The sequence below is a fragment of the Dactylosporangium maewongense genome, assembly GCF_039531485.1.
Taxonomy (GTDB): Bacteria; Actinomycetota; Actinomycetes; order Mycobacteriales; family Micromonosporaceae; genus Dactylosporangium; species Dactylosporangium maewongense.
Genome location: NZ_BAAAQD010000028.1, coordinates 24,743 through 41,452 on the forward strand (window position 1 = coordinate 24,743; position 16,710 = coordinate 41,452).

A 16,710-nucleotide genomic window follows, 5' to 3' on the forward strand; every position below is an offset into this window, starting at 1 on the left:
GAAGATTCGACGGGCGCCAGCGTAAGCCCCCATTCCGGCGCTCAGACCACGTCACTCTTCAATGTCCGCACTATTGCGCAGAACTTGGCCAGTACTTGTCCAATGAAAGGGTCGGGATATCGGGTGCCGGGACCCGTCCGATCGACGGACGGCAGAAAGCCGAAGGAACGTCATTGGATGCGGGTAGTGGGATCTTTTGCGTAATGGTCTTTTCCGGTGCGGGGGCGCTCGGGCACTGTTGCAGCATTAGCAGGCGAAAGGATTCTGAGGTGCCCGAATCGACGGAAACGGTGCGCGATCTCGCCCGCGTCGGCGAGCTGGCACACCGGGCGAGCGACACCATCGGCAGCAACGACTACACCGCCCTCACGGCCGGCGCCTACGACGTCGTCTGGCCGCTCGTCTTCGAACAGCACACCCGGCGCTTCGAGCTGCAGCGCGGACATCCGACGTGTGCCGCGTCGATCGCCGGGCTGCGCCCCGACTGCCTCGATCGGTTCCAGGACGACGTCGAGGCGGTGATGGAGGACCTCCTCCGCAACGCGAAGGTGCCGATCCACAACCTCGAAGGCTGGATCGTCCGCCGGCTCACCCCGGCGACCGTCGACGGCCACCGCCGCCGCCGGGGCGCCGTCGGGGCGCTCCAGCGTCCGCGGATGCCCGCCTGGCTCGCCACGGCGCTGCACCACGACCCGTGGCACACGACGCTGGCCATCGAGATCCTCGTCTGGGTCGGCGTCTCGGCCACCGCCGGCACCGGCCTCTGGCCGCTGAGCGCGTGGGCCGAGCTGCGCTCGAAGGTCACGGGGGAGCCGCTCGGCAGCGAGCGGGCGGTCGCGGCGGACGTGGAGACCGTCCTCGCGGCGATGCGGCAGAGCACGACGTGGTACGCGAACTTCGTCGAGCGACCGCTCGGCAGAAAGCAGGCACCTGTGACGCCATCGCCCCGCTCGGACCCCGACTCGGCCGCCCTGTTCGAGCAGCCGCACCTGGCCCTCAGCGAGCGCCACGACAACGACGAGGCCCGGCTCGCCGACCTGGCGGCGGCCGCGGTCCAGGCGATCGACCGCCGGATCCGGGCCGGCCAGGATCCGGTCGAGGCGGTCGGCATCGTCCTGGACCTGACCTTCCGCTCCGGCAGTGGCGCCGAGGACCTGGACCTGGTCCCCGGCGCCGGCGCGGACCCCGCCGAGCGGATCACGCTCCTGCTCGCCGACGAGACGGCGATGGCCCGCATCACCAGGGCGGTCCTGGACATCCTCGGCATCGATCTCCAGGCATGATCCGTCCCACCCGCGGCGGTGCGGCCGGACACCGGCCGCACCGCCGCCGGAACACGTCCTCCACCCGCGGCTGACCCCGGCCGTCGAGCGGTGTGCGGCGAAGGCGGCGCGGCCGGTTCGTCGGGTGGTGGAGCGTGGTGGAGATGGCGGCATGACACGGCTGCCGGGACTCATGGAGGAGGACGGCATGCACGACCCGCTGGACGCCGGGTTCGCCCTTGCGCGCGGCGCTGTGCCGGCGGGGCTGCGCCGCTGTGCCTGGGACGTGCTGCTCCAGCGCGACGCGGCCGCCGCCCGGGCGGCCGCCCGCGACGCCGCCGGCAGTGTGCTGGAGATCGCCCGTCGCTGTCTCGTGGGCGACGACCTCGCCGCGGCCGTGCGGGCGCTCGACGTCGGGCGAGGGCTCGCGCTCTTCGCCGCTACGGAGTTCGTCGACGTCGCCGCCCGGCTCGACCGGGCCGGGCGGCCGGGACTCGCCACCCGCTGGCGGATGGTCACCGGCGGCGCCGGGGACATCCCCGCCGACCTGCGCACCGCCGCTCGGGCCGCACTGTCCGGGGACGGGGACGGGGACGGGGACGGGGACGGGGACGGGGACGGGGACGGGGGCGACCCCGCGCTCGCCGGCCTGCTCGACCCGCCGGGACTGCCCGACATCCGCGCCGCCCTCGCGGCCCTGGACACCGACGCGCTCGTCTACCTCGTGCCCGGCACCGACCGGATGCCCGGCTGGGCGGTCATGGTGCCGGCCGCCGGTCCGCCGAGCCTGATGGTGCTGCCGGGCCTGGTCCCCGACGTCGGCGTCGAGCGTCTGCTCGCCGCGGTCTCCGCACCGGACCTGGTCGGCGACGCGCCAGGCGGCGAGGCCGTCGCGGGGAGCCTCGACGCGCTGTGCGACTGGGCCTGGGGGGCCGCCGTCGGGCCGCTCGCGGAGCGGTTCCTGCCGGCCCTGCCGCCGGCGGCCGGTGGACGGCCGCCGCGGGTGGTGCTCGTGCCGGTGGGCGACCTCGCACGGGTGCCGTGGCATGCTGCGCGGCGCGGCGACGGGACCCACGCCGTGCGGCTCGTGGCGTTTTCGCAGACCGTCTCGGCGCGGATGCTGTGCCGTTCGGCGGCGGCGTCCGCGGTGCCGCTCCTGCCCGTCGGCCTCGTCGTCGCCGACCCGCGGACCGGCGAGGGGACCACCGACCTGGTCGCGGCGCGGACCGGGGCCGAGGCCGTCCACCGCTCGTTCTACCCCGGCGCCCGTTACGTCGGCCGCCGGCCCGACGGCACGACCAGCACGTCGGGCGCCGGCACCGCCGCCGAGGTGCGCGACTGGCTGACCAGCGGCCGGCCCGGCGCCGGGGCGATGCTGCACCTCGCCTGCCACGGGGTCAGCCAGCCGGCGGCCGGCGACACCACCTCGCACCTCGTGCTCGCCGGCCCGGACGGGCGGCTCACCGCCGAGGAGCTCGTGGCGCTGCTGGCGAAGGTGCCTGACCGGGCCATCGGCCTCGTCGTCCTGGCCGCCTGCCGCACGGGCGTCGCCGGGCGCGGCCACGACGCGGCGTTCGGCCTCGGCGCCGCGTTCCTCGCCGCCGGGGTCCGCACCGTGCTGTCCACCCAGTGGAGCGCCCCCGAACAGGACACCTCCGTCCTCGTGTACATGTTCCACCACCACCTCATGGTCGAGCGCCGCCCGGCGTGGGACGCGCTGCGCCGCGCGCAGCTGTGGATGCTCGACCCCCGGCGCGAGGTCCCGCCGGCGATGCCGGAGGCGCTGACCCGCCGGCTGGCCGGCGCTGACCCGGCGCGGGTCGTGGCCTGGGCCGGACTCGTCCACAGTGGACAGTGACGGGGCGGACGGCGCGATGGACACCCCGACGGACACCACGACCCTGCGCGCCCGGCTCGCCGCCCCGGCAGCCGCGCCGCTCGACCTCGACGCGCTGCGGTTCGTCCTGCTGGACACGGTGTCGGCCCTTGCCACGGAGGCGGCAAGCGCCCCAGATCAAGCCCCAGATCAAGCCCCAGATCAAGCTCCAGACCAAGCTCCAGACCAAGCGTTGGACCAGGCCCCGGACCAGGCCCCGGACCGGGCCGCGGACGGGCCGGGCGCGCTGCACGTGCTGGCCGCCGTGCTGGTCAGGGCGGCCATGGAGCCTCCCGCGGCAGGTGCCGTCGACGAGCTGGTGGGCCTGGCGACCACCATCGTCTACGGCGCCGAGGAAGCGGACCCCGCCACGGCGGGCGTCGACCGGCTCGTCCTCGCGGTGGCCCACCTGCTGCGCGCCCGGCTGCAGCCAGGCGCCGGCGACGCCGACCGGGTGACCGCGGCCGGGCACCTGCTGGCCGCGGCCGAGCTGCTGCCCGCCGGTCACCCCGCCGCCGCCACTGTCGCCTCGGCGGCGCCCGCGTTCGTGGGGGCGGCCGGCCCGTACGCCGCCCGGCTCGCCGCCGCCCTCGCCCCCACCCGCACCGCCGGGGCACTCCGGCCGGATGCACCGCCCTGACCCGACGGCCGCGGCGACCCGTCATTCGCCGCTGCGCTCTGCTCGCCGGGCCGGTGGCTGTTAACCTCGGTGTGCCATGGAACTGTCACCGCAGCAGCGCGACCAGCTTGCCCAGCTCCTGCGGGCCGAGCTCGGCACGCTGCGTGACGCCGCCGTGGCGTCGGGCGCGGACGCCGAAGCGGTGGCCGAGACCGTGGAGTCCCGCCGCCGCGCCCTTGAGGCCGACGCCCCCGACGGCGAGCCCCAGGACGACGCCCAGGGCGACCCCCAGCCGTAACGGCTCACCCGGCACGCCGCCGTCCATCGCGGCCGGGTGCTCCACGCCGCCCGTACCGGCGAGAAAACCCTCCATCGAGGTGCCCTCCATCCGTCCTGACTGACGGACATGCGACCGCGACCGGTCGCGGGGACGTGCTGCCGGAAGCGCTGTCCGTCAGGGATGCGGCGAAACGGGGTTCGACCGCAGAGAGGACGGCAAACCGTGACGCGAGGCGTATCTGCACGGGTGGCACTTGTCGCCCTGGCCGCCTGTGCCGGTGTATTCGCAGGCGCGGGGCCGGCGGCCGCGGAAGAGGGCGAGGTCAAGCCCATCGACGTCGTCGTGGCGGTGGACGAGTCGGGAAGTCTCCGCCCGGAAGCCGTCATACAGGAGAAGGCGGCCGCGACCACGATCGCGCTCGGCGAGCTGTCGGCGCAGTCGAGGGTGATCGTCTTCGGCTTCGCCAGCAGGGGCACGAAGCCCGCCGTCGAGTCGCAGCGGTGCGAGCTGCGGCCGGGGGCCGGCGCCGCCGACCGCGAGGCGATGGGCCGGTGCATCCAGCAGAACATCAACCTCCGCGCCGGCGGCGACGGCGACGACACCGACTTCGTCGCCGCGCTCAACCAGGGCATCTCCGACCTCGGCGGCAGCGACCGGCCGAAGGTGCTGTTCCTGCTCACCGACGGCCGGCTCGACGTGCGCGGCGACACCTCCTACGGGCCGAACGACACCGCCCAGCAGCAGCACGCCGAGGACCTGCTGCGGCGGCAGGTCCTGCCGAAGGCCAAGGAGCGCGGCGTCCAGGTGTGGCCGCTCGGCTTCGGCGGCGACATCGACCAGACCATGCTGGAGTTCTTCGCCGCCAACGGCGGCCGGGCGCAGTGCGACGGCCGGGAGGTCACGCCGAAGGCCACGCTGGTCCAGGACTCCGGCGGCGCGCGGCTGCTCAAGTCGATGCAGGAGGCGTTCGCCACCGCACGGTGCGGCGGCAGCTCGTTCGCCGAGCCGACGACCCTGGACGGTGGCGGCGAGGTCACCCTGAAGGTGCCGATCCCCGCCATCGCGACCGACGGCACCATCACCGTCTACAAGGCCGACCCCGCCGTGTCGGTCACCTTCACCGACCCGGACGGGCGGAAGGCGCCGAGCAGCGGCGAGGCCGACGGCTCGACCTTCGAGCTGGCCGGCAACAGCGGCACCGTCGAGGCGCTGCGGATCCGCAACCCGAAGCCGGGCGACTGGGCCGTCAAGCTCGTCGCGCCCGGCGGGATGTCCAAGCAGCTGGTCACCGCGAGCGCGCTGTGGCAGGGCGTGCTGCGCTCGGTGTTCGTCCTCGACCCGCCGAGCCCGGCGCCGGGGCAGGCCTTCACCGTGTACATGCGCCCGCACACCCGCTCGCTGGAGATCACCGACCCGAAGATCCTTGAGGGGCTGACGTTCTCGGCGCGGCTCACCGGCGCCGGCGCCGACACGAGCGTGGCGCTGCTCGACGACGGCAAGGACGCGGACGCCAAGGCCGGCGACGCGATCTACAGCGCCTCGTTCCAGCTCCCGGCGAACGCCTCCGGGCGGTACACCGTCCGCGGCGTCGCCAGCGGCACGGGCGTCGCCGCCGACGAGCACTCCGAGACCTTCGAGCCCGGCAAGCCGACGGACGTCAACGCGCAGATCGCCTTCGACCGGGCTCCCGCGGAGGCGGGGTCGACCCGGTCCGGGGTCGTGCGGGTGACCAACCGCGGCACCGCGCCGAAGGAGGTCCGCCTGCTCGTCAAGGACCTCAACCGGAGCGGGTCGGTGTCGGTCTCCCCGGCCACGGCCGCGGCGGCACCGGGGCAGAGCGAGTTCAAGTTCAGCCTGGCGTTCGCGAAGGACGCCGTCGGCCCGTCCGGCGGCGTGCTGCAGCTCGTCGACGCCGCCAGCGGGGACGTGCTGACGAACACTCCGCTCGGCGTGACCGTCACCGAGCGCCCGTCCTGGCCGCAGCGGTACTTCTGGTGGCTGGTGGGCGCCGCGGTCCTGCTGGCCGCCGCCGCCGTCAAGGCCGCGCTGATGCTCGTCGCGCGGGTCCGGGGGCAGGACGTCAGGGGGCTGCAGTTCGCGCTGTACCGCGGCAACCAGCAGCAAGGAGGCGTGCTGGGGCCCGAGCCCGAACACCGCTCGAACCGGTTCGACTTCGACATCCTCGTGCCCCAGGACCATCGCGACCCGGCGGGCCTGCGGTCCACCAACACCGGCGAGGGCCCCTACACGGCGCGCCGCGGCGGCAAGAGCGGCGTGCTGCTGGAGCACCCCGGCGCCGGCAAGCCGCTCGAGCTCCTCACCGACGGCCCGGCGGTCGACCTGCAGCACCTGCCCGGCGGCTACTCGATCGCGGTGCGGGACTCGGGACAGGTCCCGAAGCAGCGGGACTACGACCCGCCCCAGCACGAAGACACCAGCCCCACCAACCGAGCGCCTGAATATCTCTAGGGGACCCCATGCATATCTATCACCCGGTCATGTTCGTAGGCCTCGGCGGCACCGGTTGCCGGGTCGGCGCGGAGCTGGAGCGCCGGCTCCGGGAGGAGCTGTGCGGCGCCGACGGCATGCGGCTGCGTGGCCCCGAGTACAACCTGCAGCACCTGCAGCCGTACGAGCTGCCGCACTGCCTGCAGTTCATCTACGCCGACCTGAGCCAGGAGGAGCTCAGCCAGCTCCGCCGCCGTTCGGTGCCAAACGAGTCCTACGCGGACGTGGCGAGCAAGACCGCCTCCTACGCGTACGACCTGCTGCCGCCGTTCGAGAGCTACCCGCAGGTCGCCCGGAACCTGCGGATCCAGGCCCCGGACTTCGTGGAGAGCTGGCTGCCGGGCCCCGAGCGGGAGCCGATGGTGGTGCCGCTCGGGCTCGGCGCCGGGCAGCTGCCGACGGTGGGCCGGGCGGCGATCTTCGAGACCGTCTCCCAGAACATCGACGCGGTCCGGCACCCGATCACGCAGGCGATCGGCGCGATCAACACCTCGGCCGCGGACCTGCGGGTGCTCAACCGCGACCTGGAGACGGCGCTGCAGCCGGTCGACGTCTTCGTGGCGTTCTCGGTCGCGGGCGGCACCGGCGCCGGCATCTTCTACGACTACCTGCACCTGATCGACTCGGCGTTCGCCCGCGCGAACGTCAAGGCGAACATCTACCCGCTGGTGCTGATGCCGTCGGCGTTCGACGAGGGCCGCGGCGGCGGGATGGCCGCCTCGCTCAACGCCGGCCGGTCGCTGCTGGACCTGTTCCGCCTCATCGACGACCTCAACCAGGACAACCGCAACCACGGCGCGCTCAGCGCCGAGCTGGTCAGCCGCGGCCTGCACGTGACCTACCCCAACGAGGGCGACGTGCTGATGCGCCTGGGCGCGGCGCAGACCGCGTTCCTGTTCAGCAAGACCGCCGGCATCGACCGGGAGGACCTGCACCGCTCGATCGTCGCGCTGATCCTGTCGCTGGTCGGCCTGGAGCAGCCGAAGCAGGCCCTCGGCGGGACCGACGGCCACCAGTCCTTCGCCGCGACGTTCATCAACGGCAGCCACGAGCGGCAGCTGATCTCCAAGACCGGCATCGGCCAGCGCAGCGTCTCCACCAGCCTGGTCGGGTCGCTGACCGTGCCCTTCGACGACCTCGCCGACATGTTCGCCGGCCGGATGCTGGCCAGGGGCGTGCGGGAGCTGCTGCCGGCGCCGCCCGGGCGGGCCGAGTCCAACCTCGACCACATCCGCAACTTCTTCAACGCCTCCGGCGTCGGCGCCGTGTGGGCGCGGGAGGAGCAGCCGTTCCGCGAGCCGGCCGCGGTGCGGGGCGCCACCGACATCGTCAACATGCTGCGCACCCGGGTCAAGCGGATGGAGGAGGGCCTGACGGGGCTCGACCAGTCCCTCGCCCGGCGGTCGCCGGAGCTCGCCCGGGACTTCAACCCGGTCGAGGGTGGGCTGCACGTCCTCAACGAGATCGACCTGCTGCGGCTGAAGCGGGTCTTCTGCGGCGACTCCGCCCTCGCCGAGCAGATCGACAAGATGGGCGTCGAAGGGGTGATGGAGAACCGCCGGCAGCAGCCCGAGCCGCCGTCGCAGGACTGGCGCATCCAGGCGCCCCAGCCCGCCGCGATCAAGAACGGGTTCGGCGGGGTGATCCGGGTGACCGTCGCCGACCCCGCCGTGCGCAAGAGCATCGAGACCCAGAACGCCTGGTACCGCTACCGCACCAACCGCTGCTGGCACGCCGCCTGGAACGACCACCGCGCCCTCTGGCACCCGCGGGTCGACCGGTTCGGCCAGAAGCTGCGGGCGCTCGTCGACGCCCTCGCCAACCACGCCGGCAAGAGCGAGGAGGACTACAACCGGCGCGCCGACGAGCTCTACCGGTCGCGGGTCGGCGTCACGTTCCTGCTCCCGCTGCGGACCGAGCTGGAGCTGACCTACGACCGGATGCTGCGCAGGCTCGCCGACCGGTACGCCGGCAAGAAGATCCGCCCGAACGCGACCGAGGGCGAGATCATCGCCGCGGTCCTCGGCCCCGACGGCTGGCGGTCGGCGCTCACCGAGAGCCTCACCCCCGGCCGCGGCCCGGAGCACGGCCTGCAGATCCTGCTCGGCCTGCTCAAGCAGCAGGTGGTGCAGATCCTGCGGGGCAGCGAGCAGCAGCAGGAGGAGGCGCCGCTGCTGCCGCACATGAGCCAGCTGCTGCGCGCCGCCGCGACCCGTGACGAGGCGGCCGTCGCGCACAACGACGTGCAGTGGTTCGTCTCGGCGCTCGCCGGCATGATCCCGGCCGCGTTCGTCCCCGAGGGCACCGGGAAGCTGGACACGCTCGTGGTGTACCCGGCCGGCGCGCCCGACGACGACGTCGAGCGGTTCCTGCGGGAGACGCTGAAGCTGCCGCACGGGCACAACGTCGCGCCGCCCGAGTTCCGCGCCGTGAACACCGAGCTGATCACGGTCGTGTTCGCCCGTGGCGGCATGGGCGTCACCGAGGTCGCCGAGGTGCGGCAGGTCCTGCTCGACTGGTCCCAGGCGGCGAAGACACCGAAGCCGCAGCACTACCTCCCGTGGCGGCAGCGGCTCGGGTACGACCAGGACTGGCTCGCCACCACCGAACGGCACCGCGTGGAGATCCTCCAGCGGTTCCTCGCCGCGCTGTGGAACGGGCAGATCACCGTCAGCGGCGACCGGGACTCGCCGGCCGGGATCCAGGTCGTCACCCGCCGCGGCGCCCCCGCCTCCACCGGGATGGTCCTGGACCTGCAGCCGTTCGGCGCCGCCTCCTCGTGGGGCAGCCTGCTGCGCGCGTACGAGGAATGGACCCTCACCGACAGCAACGTGATCCGGCTGAACTTCTGCGAGAAGCTCATGGAGACCGCCCCGAACGGCCTCGCCACGATCATCGAGGACCCGGACCCGCTCTACGTGCACGTCGTCGACGTCGTCGTCGAGCGCGAGATCAAGATCCTCACGGACATGCTGGAGCGGCTGCCCGCCGGCACCCAGCCGTACTGCAAGCAGCTGCTCGGGTTCTGGCGGGACACGTTCTCCGCGGCCCGGCGCCGCACCTTCCTCGGCACCGCGCCGAGCGGCAACACGTTCGAGGAGCTGGAGCACACCGTGCTGACCCGCCACGTCCCGATGCCCGGGATGACGAAGCGATGACCACGACGACGCTGACGACGCAGGCACCGGAGAGCCGGACGCTCCTGGTCGACCTGCGCACCGAGTACGCCGCGCTGGCCGCGTGCCGCACCTTCAACGAGTACGTGCGGCAGCGGGGCGCCGGGCTGGACGGCGGCGTCCGGGAGGTCGACCTGAGCCGGGTCGTCGTCGTCGACCGGGCCGTCGACCTGCTCGCGCACAGCGACGCGCTGACCGTCGTGCGCAACGCCGGGGCCGTGCGGCACGTCGTGTGCATCGCGGTCGGGATGGCCGACGACGCGTCGGGCGTGCCGGTCCGGCTGCCGACGATCCTGCGCAACGAGGTCACGACCGTCCTGTGGGTCGGCGACGAGCACGGCATCACCTGGAACCCCGGCGAAGGGCCCGCGCCGGTCGTCGTCCTCGTCCCGGCCGGCGCCGGGTACAACCACCTCGACGACCTCCTCGAGGCGCTGACCGCGAAGGAGCTCTTCGACGAGGTGGCCGCCCGCGCGGCCGCCATGCCGTCGCGGGTCGCCGTCCCCGGGGTGCGGGTGGTGTCCAACCGCGTCGCCGGCGACGTGCTCGTGGCCGCCCAGCGGCGGGCCGTCGAGGCGATCGTCACCGGCGGCGACCGGGTCATCCCGGCCCAGCCGGGCGGCCAGGATCCGGTGGCCCTCGGCGGCGAGCTGGCCCGCCGGTTCGGGCACCCGGACCCGACCCAGCCCACCGGCGAGTTCGGGCACGCCCGCGGCGACGCCGAACGGGCCGCGCGGGCGCTCGGCGCGGCCCTCGCCACCGCCGGCCGCCCCTGGCAGCCGCTGCTGCCGCAGCGCGGGCCCGGGATCCCGGGCCTGTTCCGCCGGTCCGCGGAGACGCTGCACACCTACCGCGAGGCGCTGCGGCGGCTGCTGCTCACCGGCGACGCCGGCCCCGACGAGCAGCGCCGGGCCAAGCTGCGGGCCGAGGGGGTCACGCTGCCGCCGCCGCCCGGCGGGCCGGCCACCGACCAGCCGGCCGCGGTCGACCAGGTCCTGCGCACGACCCTCGGCGGGATCGGGATGGGCCGGCCGCTGCGGCAGCTCGTCACCGAGATCTTCGAGACCGCCAGCGCGCTGCGCCCGGCCGGCAGCGCGGTCCGGGTCCCGTCCGTCGACCAGGCCTGCCCCGACCAGCGCCTCGCGGAGCTGAGCTCCGTCCCGGCTATGCCGGGCGGGTTCGGCAGCCTCCTGGTGCCGCTGCTGATGGTGCTCGCGCCGCTGCTCGCGCTCGTCCCGGCGGCCGGGTCGCCGCTCGGCCGCACCGTCGCCGCCGGGCTCGGCGGTGCCGTGGTGGCGCTGCTCGTCCTCGGCGCCGCACTGCTGCGCGGCCGGCGCAACCGGATCGGGCTGGTCCGCCGCGCCGCCGTCCGCGACGTCGCCATGGTCGCGCTGGTACTGGTGATCAGCGCGGCGCTGCCCGCGGTCGGCGCCGCGCTGCTGCTCAGCGGAGGCCTCGGCGACGACCTCGGTGCCGGTGCCGGTGCCGACCCGCCCGTGCCGGCGCAGGTCGCCTGGGCCTGCGCCGGAGCCGGCGTGCTGCTCGCCGTCGTCGCGACCGGGCTGTGGTGGAGCCGCCTGGTCGCGGCGTGGCGGCTGCGGCTGCCAGCCGGCCAGCCCGACCGGCTCGTGCGGGCGCTCACCGACGTGTACGACGAGGCGACCGTGGAATGGGTGCTCACCGACGCCCGTACCCGCGCCTCCGACGCCGTGCGGACGCTGGGCAGCACGCTCGACTCGCTCGGCGACGAGCTGCTCGCGCACGGATCGGCGCTGGACGCCGGCCCGCAGGGGACGCCCTACACGGCGGCGACGACCGTCGGCGCGGTCAACGCGCTCGTCCGGCACGACCTCGTCACCCTCACCGTCGACTGTGTGGAGCGCGGCGCCGCCGACATCAGGCGCGGCGAGCGTGACGGCGTGCCCGACCGGGTCGCGCAGGACGCCCGCGACCTCGCCACCGGCTACGACCGCTACGTGCGGCACGACGGCATCCAGCACCCGCCGCCCCGCTGGCCCGCCCGCGGCGACCGCGACCAGCTCGTCCTCACCTGGTGGCGCGGCCTGGACGACTTCCGCCGGGCGGCGCTGGACGACGGCCCGGTGCAGCAGCTGTGCGCCGACGACCAGCTGCAGCTGATCGGCAAGGACCCGGCCGGCGCGGTCGTCGTCGCGTTCGCGCCCGGCAGCGCCAAGGAGGCGATCGCCGACGCCGTCGACGGCCTGGACCCCGGGCGCCGGCCGCGCCCCGCCGAGCTGGTCTGGACGACCGCCGGCACGTCGGCCGGGATGCTGCACCTGGTGCCGCTGCGCGCCCGCGTCGAGTTCGAGCAGCTGGAGGCGACCGCATGACCGATCTGGGGACGTGGCAGGCGATTGTGGCCGGCGTACTGACGCTCATCGGCCTGTACGCCGTGTGGTCGACCGCCGAGGGCCTGATCCATCCGGCGGGTCCTGCCGGCAAGCGGGACGGCACGGCGGGCGACAGGCGCGCCGACGAGGACGGAGGTGGCCGGGATGTCCGGCGCGATCTGTGACGAGGTCCTGGACTTCACCACGCCTGCCGGTGACGAGGTCTCCTGGCCGGTCCTGAGCGACCCGGGCGACTCCGGCGGCCCGTTCGACAACGGCGGCTTCCGGTTCCGCACCCGCTACCTCGCCGCCGGCGGCGGATACCAGGTCCTGCAGCGCCGGCTGGTCGGCAGCGGCACACCCGGCGAACGCGACGCCTGGGAGCGCCGCCTCGACGGTGAGATCTGCGCCGGCCTGCGCCTGCACCGCCGCTTCGGCGAGCGGGACCAGCGGCCGCTGCTGCCGCGCATCGTCGGCTACAAGGTCGACGTGGACGAGCCGTTCGTCCTCTGGCAGCCGGTGCCCGGCGAGCCGCTGGCCGGCCACCTCGGCCGGCTGCTCAACGAGGACATCGACCGGGTGCTCGTGGACGTGCTCACCGCCCTGGCCCGCCTCGACGCGGTCGGCGTGGTCCACCGGGCGATCAGCCCCGACACCGTGCGCTGGGACCGGCACCACGCCTACCTCGACGGGTTCTCCTGGGCGGCGCTCGCCGGGGAGCCCCGCGAGCCGCTCGGCGAAGGGCCGTGGAGCCCACCGGAGCAACGTACCGGCGAAGGCAACGCCGACCCGCGCGACGACGTCTGGAGCGTCGGGGTGCTGCTCGGGCGGATCGTGTCCGGGACGCTGAACGGCACGCCCCGCCCGCAGGACCTCGGGCCGCGGTTCGGCGCGCTGCTCGGCGACATGCTGGAGCCGGTCGCCGCGCGCCGGCCGACCGCCGTCGAGGCGCTCGCGCGGCTGTCGATCGCGTCCCCGGTCGGCCGCCCGGGCGAGCCCGACGACCGGCTGGCGGCCGGCCGCCGACGCTACGAGGAGCTGCGGTCCGGCCGTGTGCCGGGCGGGCACGGCGCGGCCCACGCCGCCGCGGCGCTGGAGGAGGCCCGCCCGGCCCGGCGGGGGTTCTTCCGGTCGCGGCCGCCGGCGCAGGCCGCGCCCGAGGCGCAGTACCCGCCCCGGCGGTGCTACCTGTGCCTGGACGACGTGCAGTGGACCGGGACGAACCTGCGCCGCTGGGTCGACGGCAAGTACCGGGCGCTGGAGCTGACGCCGGACCTGTCCGAGGCGCAGCGCGAGTCGCTGCTGCTGCACGCGATCCAGCGCTGCCCGAACCGGGCCGGCGACGGCCCCGACCACTACCTGCCGGTGGGCTACCTGCGCAGCGGCAGGCCGATCAACGTCGCCGTCATCGGCAGGTCCGGCGCGGGCAAGACGCACCTGCTCGCCGGCATCGTGCGCGACATCGACGCCGGCGGGCTGACCAACTTCAACGTCATGACCGGCGCGGTCGACATGGCCGGGCACGACAGCTTCCGCGAGCAGCACATCACGCCGCTGTACGACCAGGGCACCATGCTCCCGCACACCGGCGCGGTGGCCGAGGTCGAGTACACCGACGGCGTCGTGGTGACCGTCAACGGCCGGTCGCGGCCGCTCATGTTCTTCGACGTCGCCGGGGAGACCCTGCAGCCGCGGCAGCAGCGCACCCGGGCGGCGCAGTTCCTGTCCGCCGTCGACGCGCTGCTGTTCGTCGCCGACCCGGAGATGGACACGATCGACGCGACGTTCGGCGCGGTGATCGACCGGCTCGCCACCCGGCAGGGCCCCGACGGCCGGCTCGACATGCCCGCCGCGATCGTCGTGACGAAGAGCGACCTGGGCCGCTTCGAGGAGCCGGTCGACCGGTGGATCCGCGCCCGCTCGACGGCCGTCCCGCCGCTGGACTGGGACCGGGTCGTCGAGGAGAGCCGGGACGCCTACGCGTACCTGCACCGCCGGGGGCGCACCGGACTGCTCGCGCCGTTCGCCCGCTTCCGCGACTGCACGCTGCACTTCGCCTCGGCGACCGGCGGCGGCGCCGACTCCGGTGGGCGCTTCCCGCGTGGCGCCCGGCCGCAGCGCTGCCTGGAGCCGCTGCTCTCGCTGCTGGCGCAGCTGGACGTGCTGCCCGCCGGGACGCTGCATCAGGGTGCGGAGATGCCGGCCGGGACGACGAGGAGGGCGTAGTGAGCGGCCAGGTGCACACGATGCTGTTCCAGTGGTCGGAGGCGAAGGGCTTCATGACCGCCCGCTCGTCGCTGCCGAGGCCGGAGCAGGAGCTCTGGTACGACCGTCTGCTGCCGCGACTGTCGCTGCCGCAGGGCCAGTACGACACCGGCAGCACCTGCTACCTGCAGTACGACGACGTCATGGCGCTGCTGCACCGCTGGCCCGCCAGGGACGGCCATCACCGCGCCTCGACCCGCACCCGGGCCCTGCTCGGGCCGCCGCGGCTGCTCACGTTCGCCGACGCGGTCAGGGTCCGCACCGACGCCGAGCCGGTCGAGGGGATCGACGGCGAGGGCCCGTTTCCGGGGATGCCACCGGGATGGCGGGCGGCGAGCGACGACGACGCCACGATCCTCGCCGCGCTCGAGGAGTGCCACGATCGGCTGGTCACCTTCGTCGCCGGGCTCCTCACCGACGGCGCCGCGGGGCGCTTCGCGGTGGTGGCGCCCGAGCAGTACCGGCGGGCGCTGCTGTGGGGCGCGCAGCACTGCTTCCGGCCCGACGAGTGTCCACCGTGGACGTTCTCGACGGCGGAGGCGGGCGTGGCCGGGACCGACCTGCCGCGCATCGTGTTCGTCCCGTCCGAGGCGTCGTCTCGCGGCTACGGCGGCGACGACCTGTCGTGGATCGACGTCAACCGGCCCGAATACGTCGACCCGCTGGCGCGCGACCATGCCGCGCGGGTCGTGGACGACGCGCTGTACCGCGTCGCCGTCCCGCACCGCACCGCCCACAACGGACGGCCGCCGGTGCCGCACTCGCTGCCGCAGGCGGTGCCCCATTCGATACCGCAGGCGGTGCCTCATTCGATACCGCAGCCGGTGCCGCATCCGGTGCCGAGTTCGGTGCCGCAGCCAGTACCGCAGCAGCCGCCGATGCCGGAGCAGGTGAGCGTGCCGTCCGGGTCCCCGGATGCCCACCGGCAGGCTGAGCGGCCGGCCAAGGAGCCGGCGGTGCTGCGGACCGAGGAGAGCGAGTACGCCGTGTTCGTCCTCAGCCTGGCGATCGGGTCGGCGCTGTTCGTGCTGCTCCTGATGTATCTGGGGGCGGCGCAGTGAGCGCCGTCCGGGCGGTGCTGCGGGACCCGCACTGGTACCGCGACGCGGCCGGCGCCGGCCTGCAGGCGCTCGCCGCGTTGCTGCTGACCCTCGCGTGGGCGGCCAGGGACCCCGACCTGCCGCGCGTCGCCTGGGCGGCGTTCGCGGGCGTCGGCCTGTGCGGCTGGCTGTTCCTGATCACCGCCGCCCGGTCCGCCCGCCTGGCCGCCACCGGCGCCGGCGAGCTGCGGGGGCTCCTGCTGGTCGCGATGCTGCTCGCGCAGATCGGCTTCGTGCTGCGGCTCAGTGCCCGCGAGCCGGTGGTGCCCGGCCTCGAATGGGTCGTCTTCATGATCTCGGCGCTGCTGTTCCTCGCGGCGTACGAGGTCGCCCGCCGGCCGGTGCACCAGATGCTCTGGGTCGCCACGGTCGGCGTGCTGCTCGCCGGGTCGGTCGCCGCCGTCGTCGCGACCCCGCACGGCGTGCTCGAGCCGCGCCTGTACTGGCGGCAGGCCCTCCCCGCGGCCGTCCTCGCCGCGGCCGTGTCCGGCGCCGTGGTGCTCGGGTGCCTGTGGCGCCGGGACCGGGTCATGCGGGAGGCGGTCAGGGCGCACGTCGTCGCCGTGCCGCCGCTGGCCGTCTACGCGTTCACCCGCGACCCGGGCGCCGCGACCCTCGTGTGCGGCGCCACGGCCGGCGCGGTGTTCGGCGCGGGACGGGTGCTGTGGCGGTCGTCGTGGACCGCGACCCTCCGGCCGATCGGCACCGGCGTCGCCGCGGTCGCGGCCGTCACGACGGTCCTGTGGCTGTTCGACCCGTGGAAGGTCGCCGTCAGGGAACCGGCACCCGCCCGGGATCTCGTCGGGGTCGCGCGGGAGACGGCCGGGGCCGTGTCGCTGGCCGACGTCTGCGGGCGGGCCGGCGAACTGGTGCTGACGCTGCTGGTCCTGGTGTTCGCGCTGCAGGTGGGGCTGCTGGCGACGCGGGCCGCCCGCCCGGACGCCGAGCTGCCGGACCGGCACGCGTTCCAGCGGGTGTGGGCGGTCGCGCTCGGCGGCCAGGTCCTCGCGTCGCTCCTCGCGCCGCTGCTGGTCGGGGTGCTCCGGCTGCCGGCCCCACCGACCCTCACCACGCTGCCGTTCGCGGCCGACGGGGCGAGCTTCGTCGTGACGTTCGCGGCGCTCGGCCTGCTGTTCGCCGCCGCCCAGCGCCCGCCGGCCGGAGCCCTGTAACGCCTGGGCGGCCCAAAAGGTTGTATCGGATAGGGGTCTGCGAATCTTCGCGGACGTCGATACTGTTTCCGCCACGGGCACCCTGACGGGGAAGGGTGGTG

11 protein-coding genes are annotated in these 16,710 nt (G+C 74.7%); 10 read left to right on the plus strand and 1 reads right to left on the minus strand.

What is annotated here, in order from left to right:
• Window positions 1–269 precede the first annotated feature (269 nt).
• The 3 genes from ABD332_RS47210 (at window position 270) to ABD332_RS47220 (ending at window position 3,778) form a co-directional block, all read left to right on the plus strand.
• Entirely contained in the window at window positions 270–1,283 is a 1,014-nt protein-coding gene (locus tag ABD332_RS47210; protein ID WP_344511408.1) for a hypothetical protein, read from the plus strand.
• A gap of 151 nt (window positions 1,284–1,434) precedes the next feature.
• Window positions 1,435–3,120 carry a CHAT domain-containing protein gene (locus ABD332_RS47215; RefSeq protein WP_344511410.1) on the plus strand — a complete coding sequence of 562 codons (1,686 nt, stop codon included), beginning with the start codon at window positions 1,435–1,437 and terminating at the stop codon, window positions 3,118–3,120.
• A gap of 16 nt (window positions 3,121–3,136) precedes the next feature.
• Complete coding sequence (locus ABD332_RS47220) at window positions 3,137–3,778, plus strand: hypothetical protein (protein WP_344511412.1); 642 nt, start codon at window positions 3,137–3,139, stop codon at window positions 3,776–3,778.
• A gap of 85 nt (window positions 3,779–3,863) precedes the next feature.
• Here the strand turns inward: ABD332_RS47220 and ABD332_RS47225 are convergent, their stop codons facing one another.
• Window positions 3,864–4,130, minus strand: coding sequence for a hypothetical protein (locus tag ABD332_RS47225; RefSeq protein WP_344511414.1), 267 nt, complete (start codon window positions 4,128–4,130; stop codon window positions 3,864–3,866).
• 153 nt (window positions 4,131–4,283) lie between these two features.
• Here ABD332_RS47225 and ABD332_RS47230 point away from each other — a divergent pair, with 153 nt between their 5' ends.
• Genes ABD332_RS47230 through ABD332_RS47260 form a run of 7 tightly spaced genes read left to right on the plus strand, consistent with a single transcriptional unit; the run spans window position 4,284 to window position 16,609 of the window.
• Window positions 4,284–6,506, plus strand: a complete 2,223-nt coding sequence (locus tag ABD332_RS47230; RefSeq protein ID WP_344511416.1) for a choice-of-anchor X domain-containing protein — start codon at window positions 4,284–4,286, stop codon at window positions 6,504–6,506.
• Window positions 6,507–6,535: 29 nt separating this feature from the next.
• Window positions 6,536–9,703, plus strand: a complete 3,168-nt coding sequence (locus ABD332_RS47235) for a tubulin-like doman-containing protein (RefSeq protein WP_344511418.1) — start codon at window positions 6,536–6,538, stop codon at window positions 9,701–9,703.
• The gene (locus tag ABD332_RS47240) at window positions 9,700–12,072 is read left to right on the plus strand and encodes a hypothetical protein (RefSeq protein ID WP_344511420.1); all 2,373 of its coding nucleotides are present in this window, start codon (window positions 9,700–9,702) and stop codon (window positions 12,070–12,072) included. The genes ABD332_RS47235 and ABD332_RS47240 overlap by 4 nt, the downstream gene beginning before the upstream one ends.
• Window positions 12,069–12,257, plus strand: a complete 189-nt coding sequence (locus tag ABD332_RS47245) for a hypothetical protein (RefSeq protein ID WP_344511422.1) — start codon at window positions 12,069–12,071, stop codon at window positions 12,255–12,257. Before ABD332_RS47240 ends, ABD332_RS47245 begins: the two co-directional genes overlap by 4 nt.
• Entirely contained in the window at window positions 12,238–14,298 is a 2,061-nt protein-coding gene (locus tag ABD332_RS47250) for a TRAFAC clade GTPase domain-containing protein (RefSeq protein ID WP_344511424.1), read from the plus strand. The genes ABD332_RS47245 and ABD332_RS47250 overlap by 20 nt, the downstream gene beginning before the upstream one ends.
• Entirely contained in the window at window positions 14,298–15,398 is a 1,101-nt protein-coding gene (locus tag ABD332_RS47255; protein WP_344511426.1) for a hypothetical protein, read from the plus strand. Before ABD332_RS47250 ends, ABD332_RS47255 begins: the two co-directional genes overlap by 1 nt.
• Window positions 15,395–16,609, plus strand: a complete 1,215-nt coding sequence (locus ABD332_RS47260) for a hypothetical protein (RefSeq protein ID WP_344511428.1) — start codon at window positions 15,395–15,397, stop codon at window positions 16,607–16,609. The genes ABD332_RS47255 and ABD332_RS47260 overlap by 4 nt, the downstream gene beginning before the upstream one ends.
• Window positions 16,610–16,710: the final 101 nt, after the last annotated feature.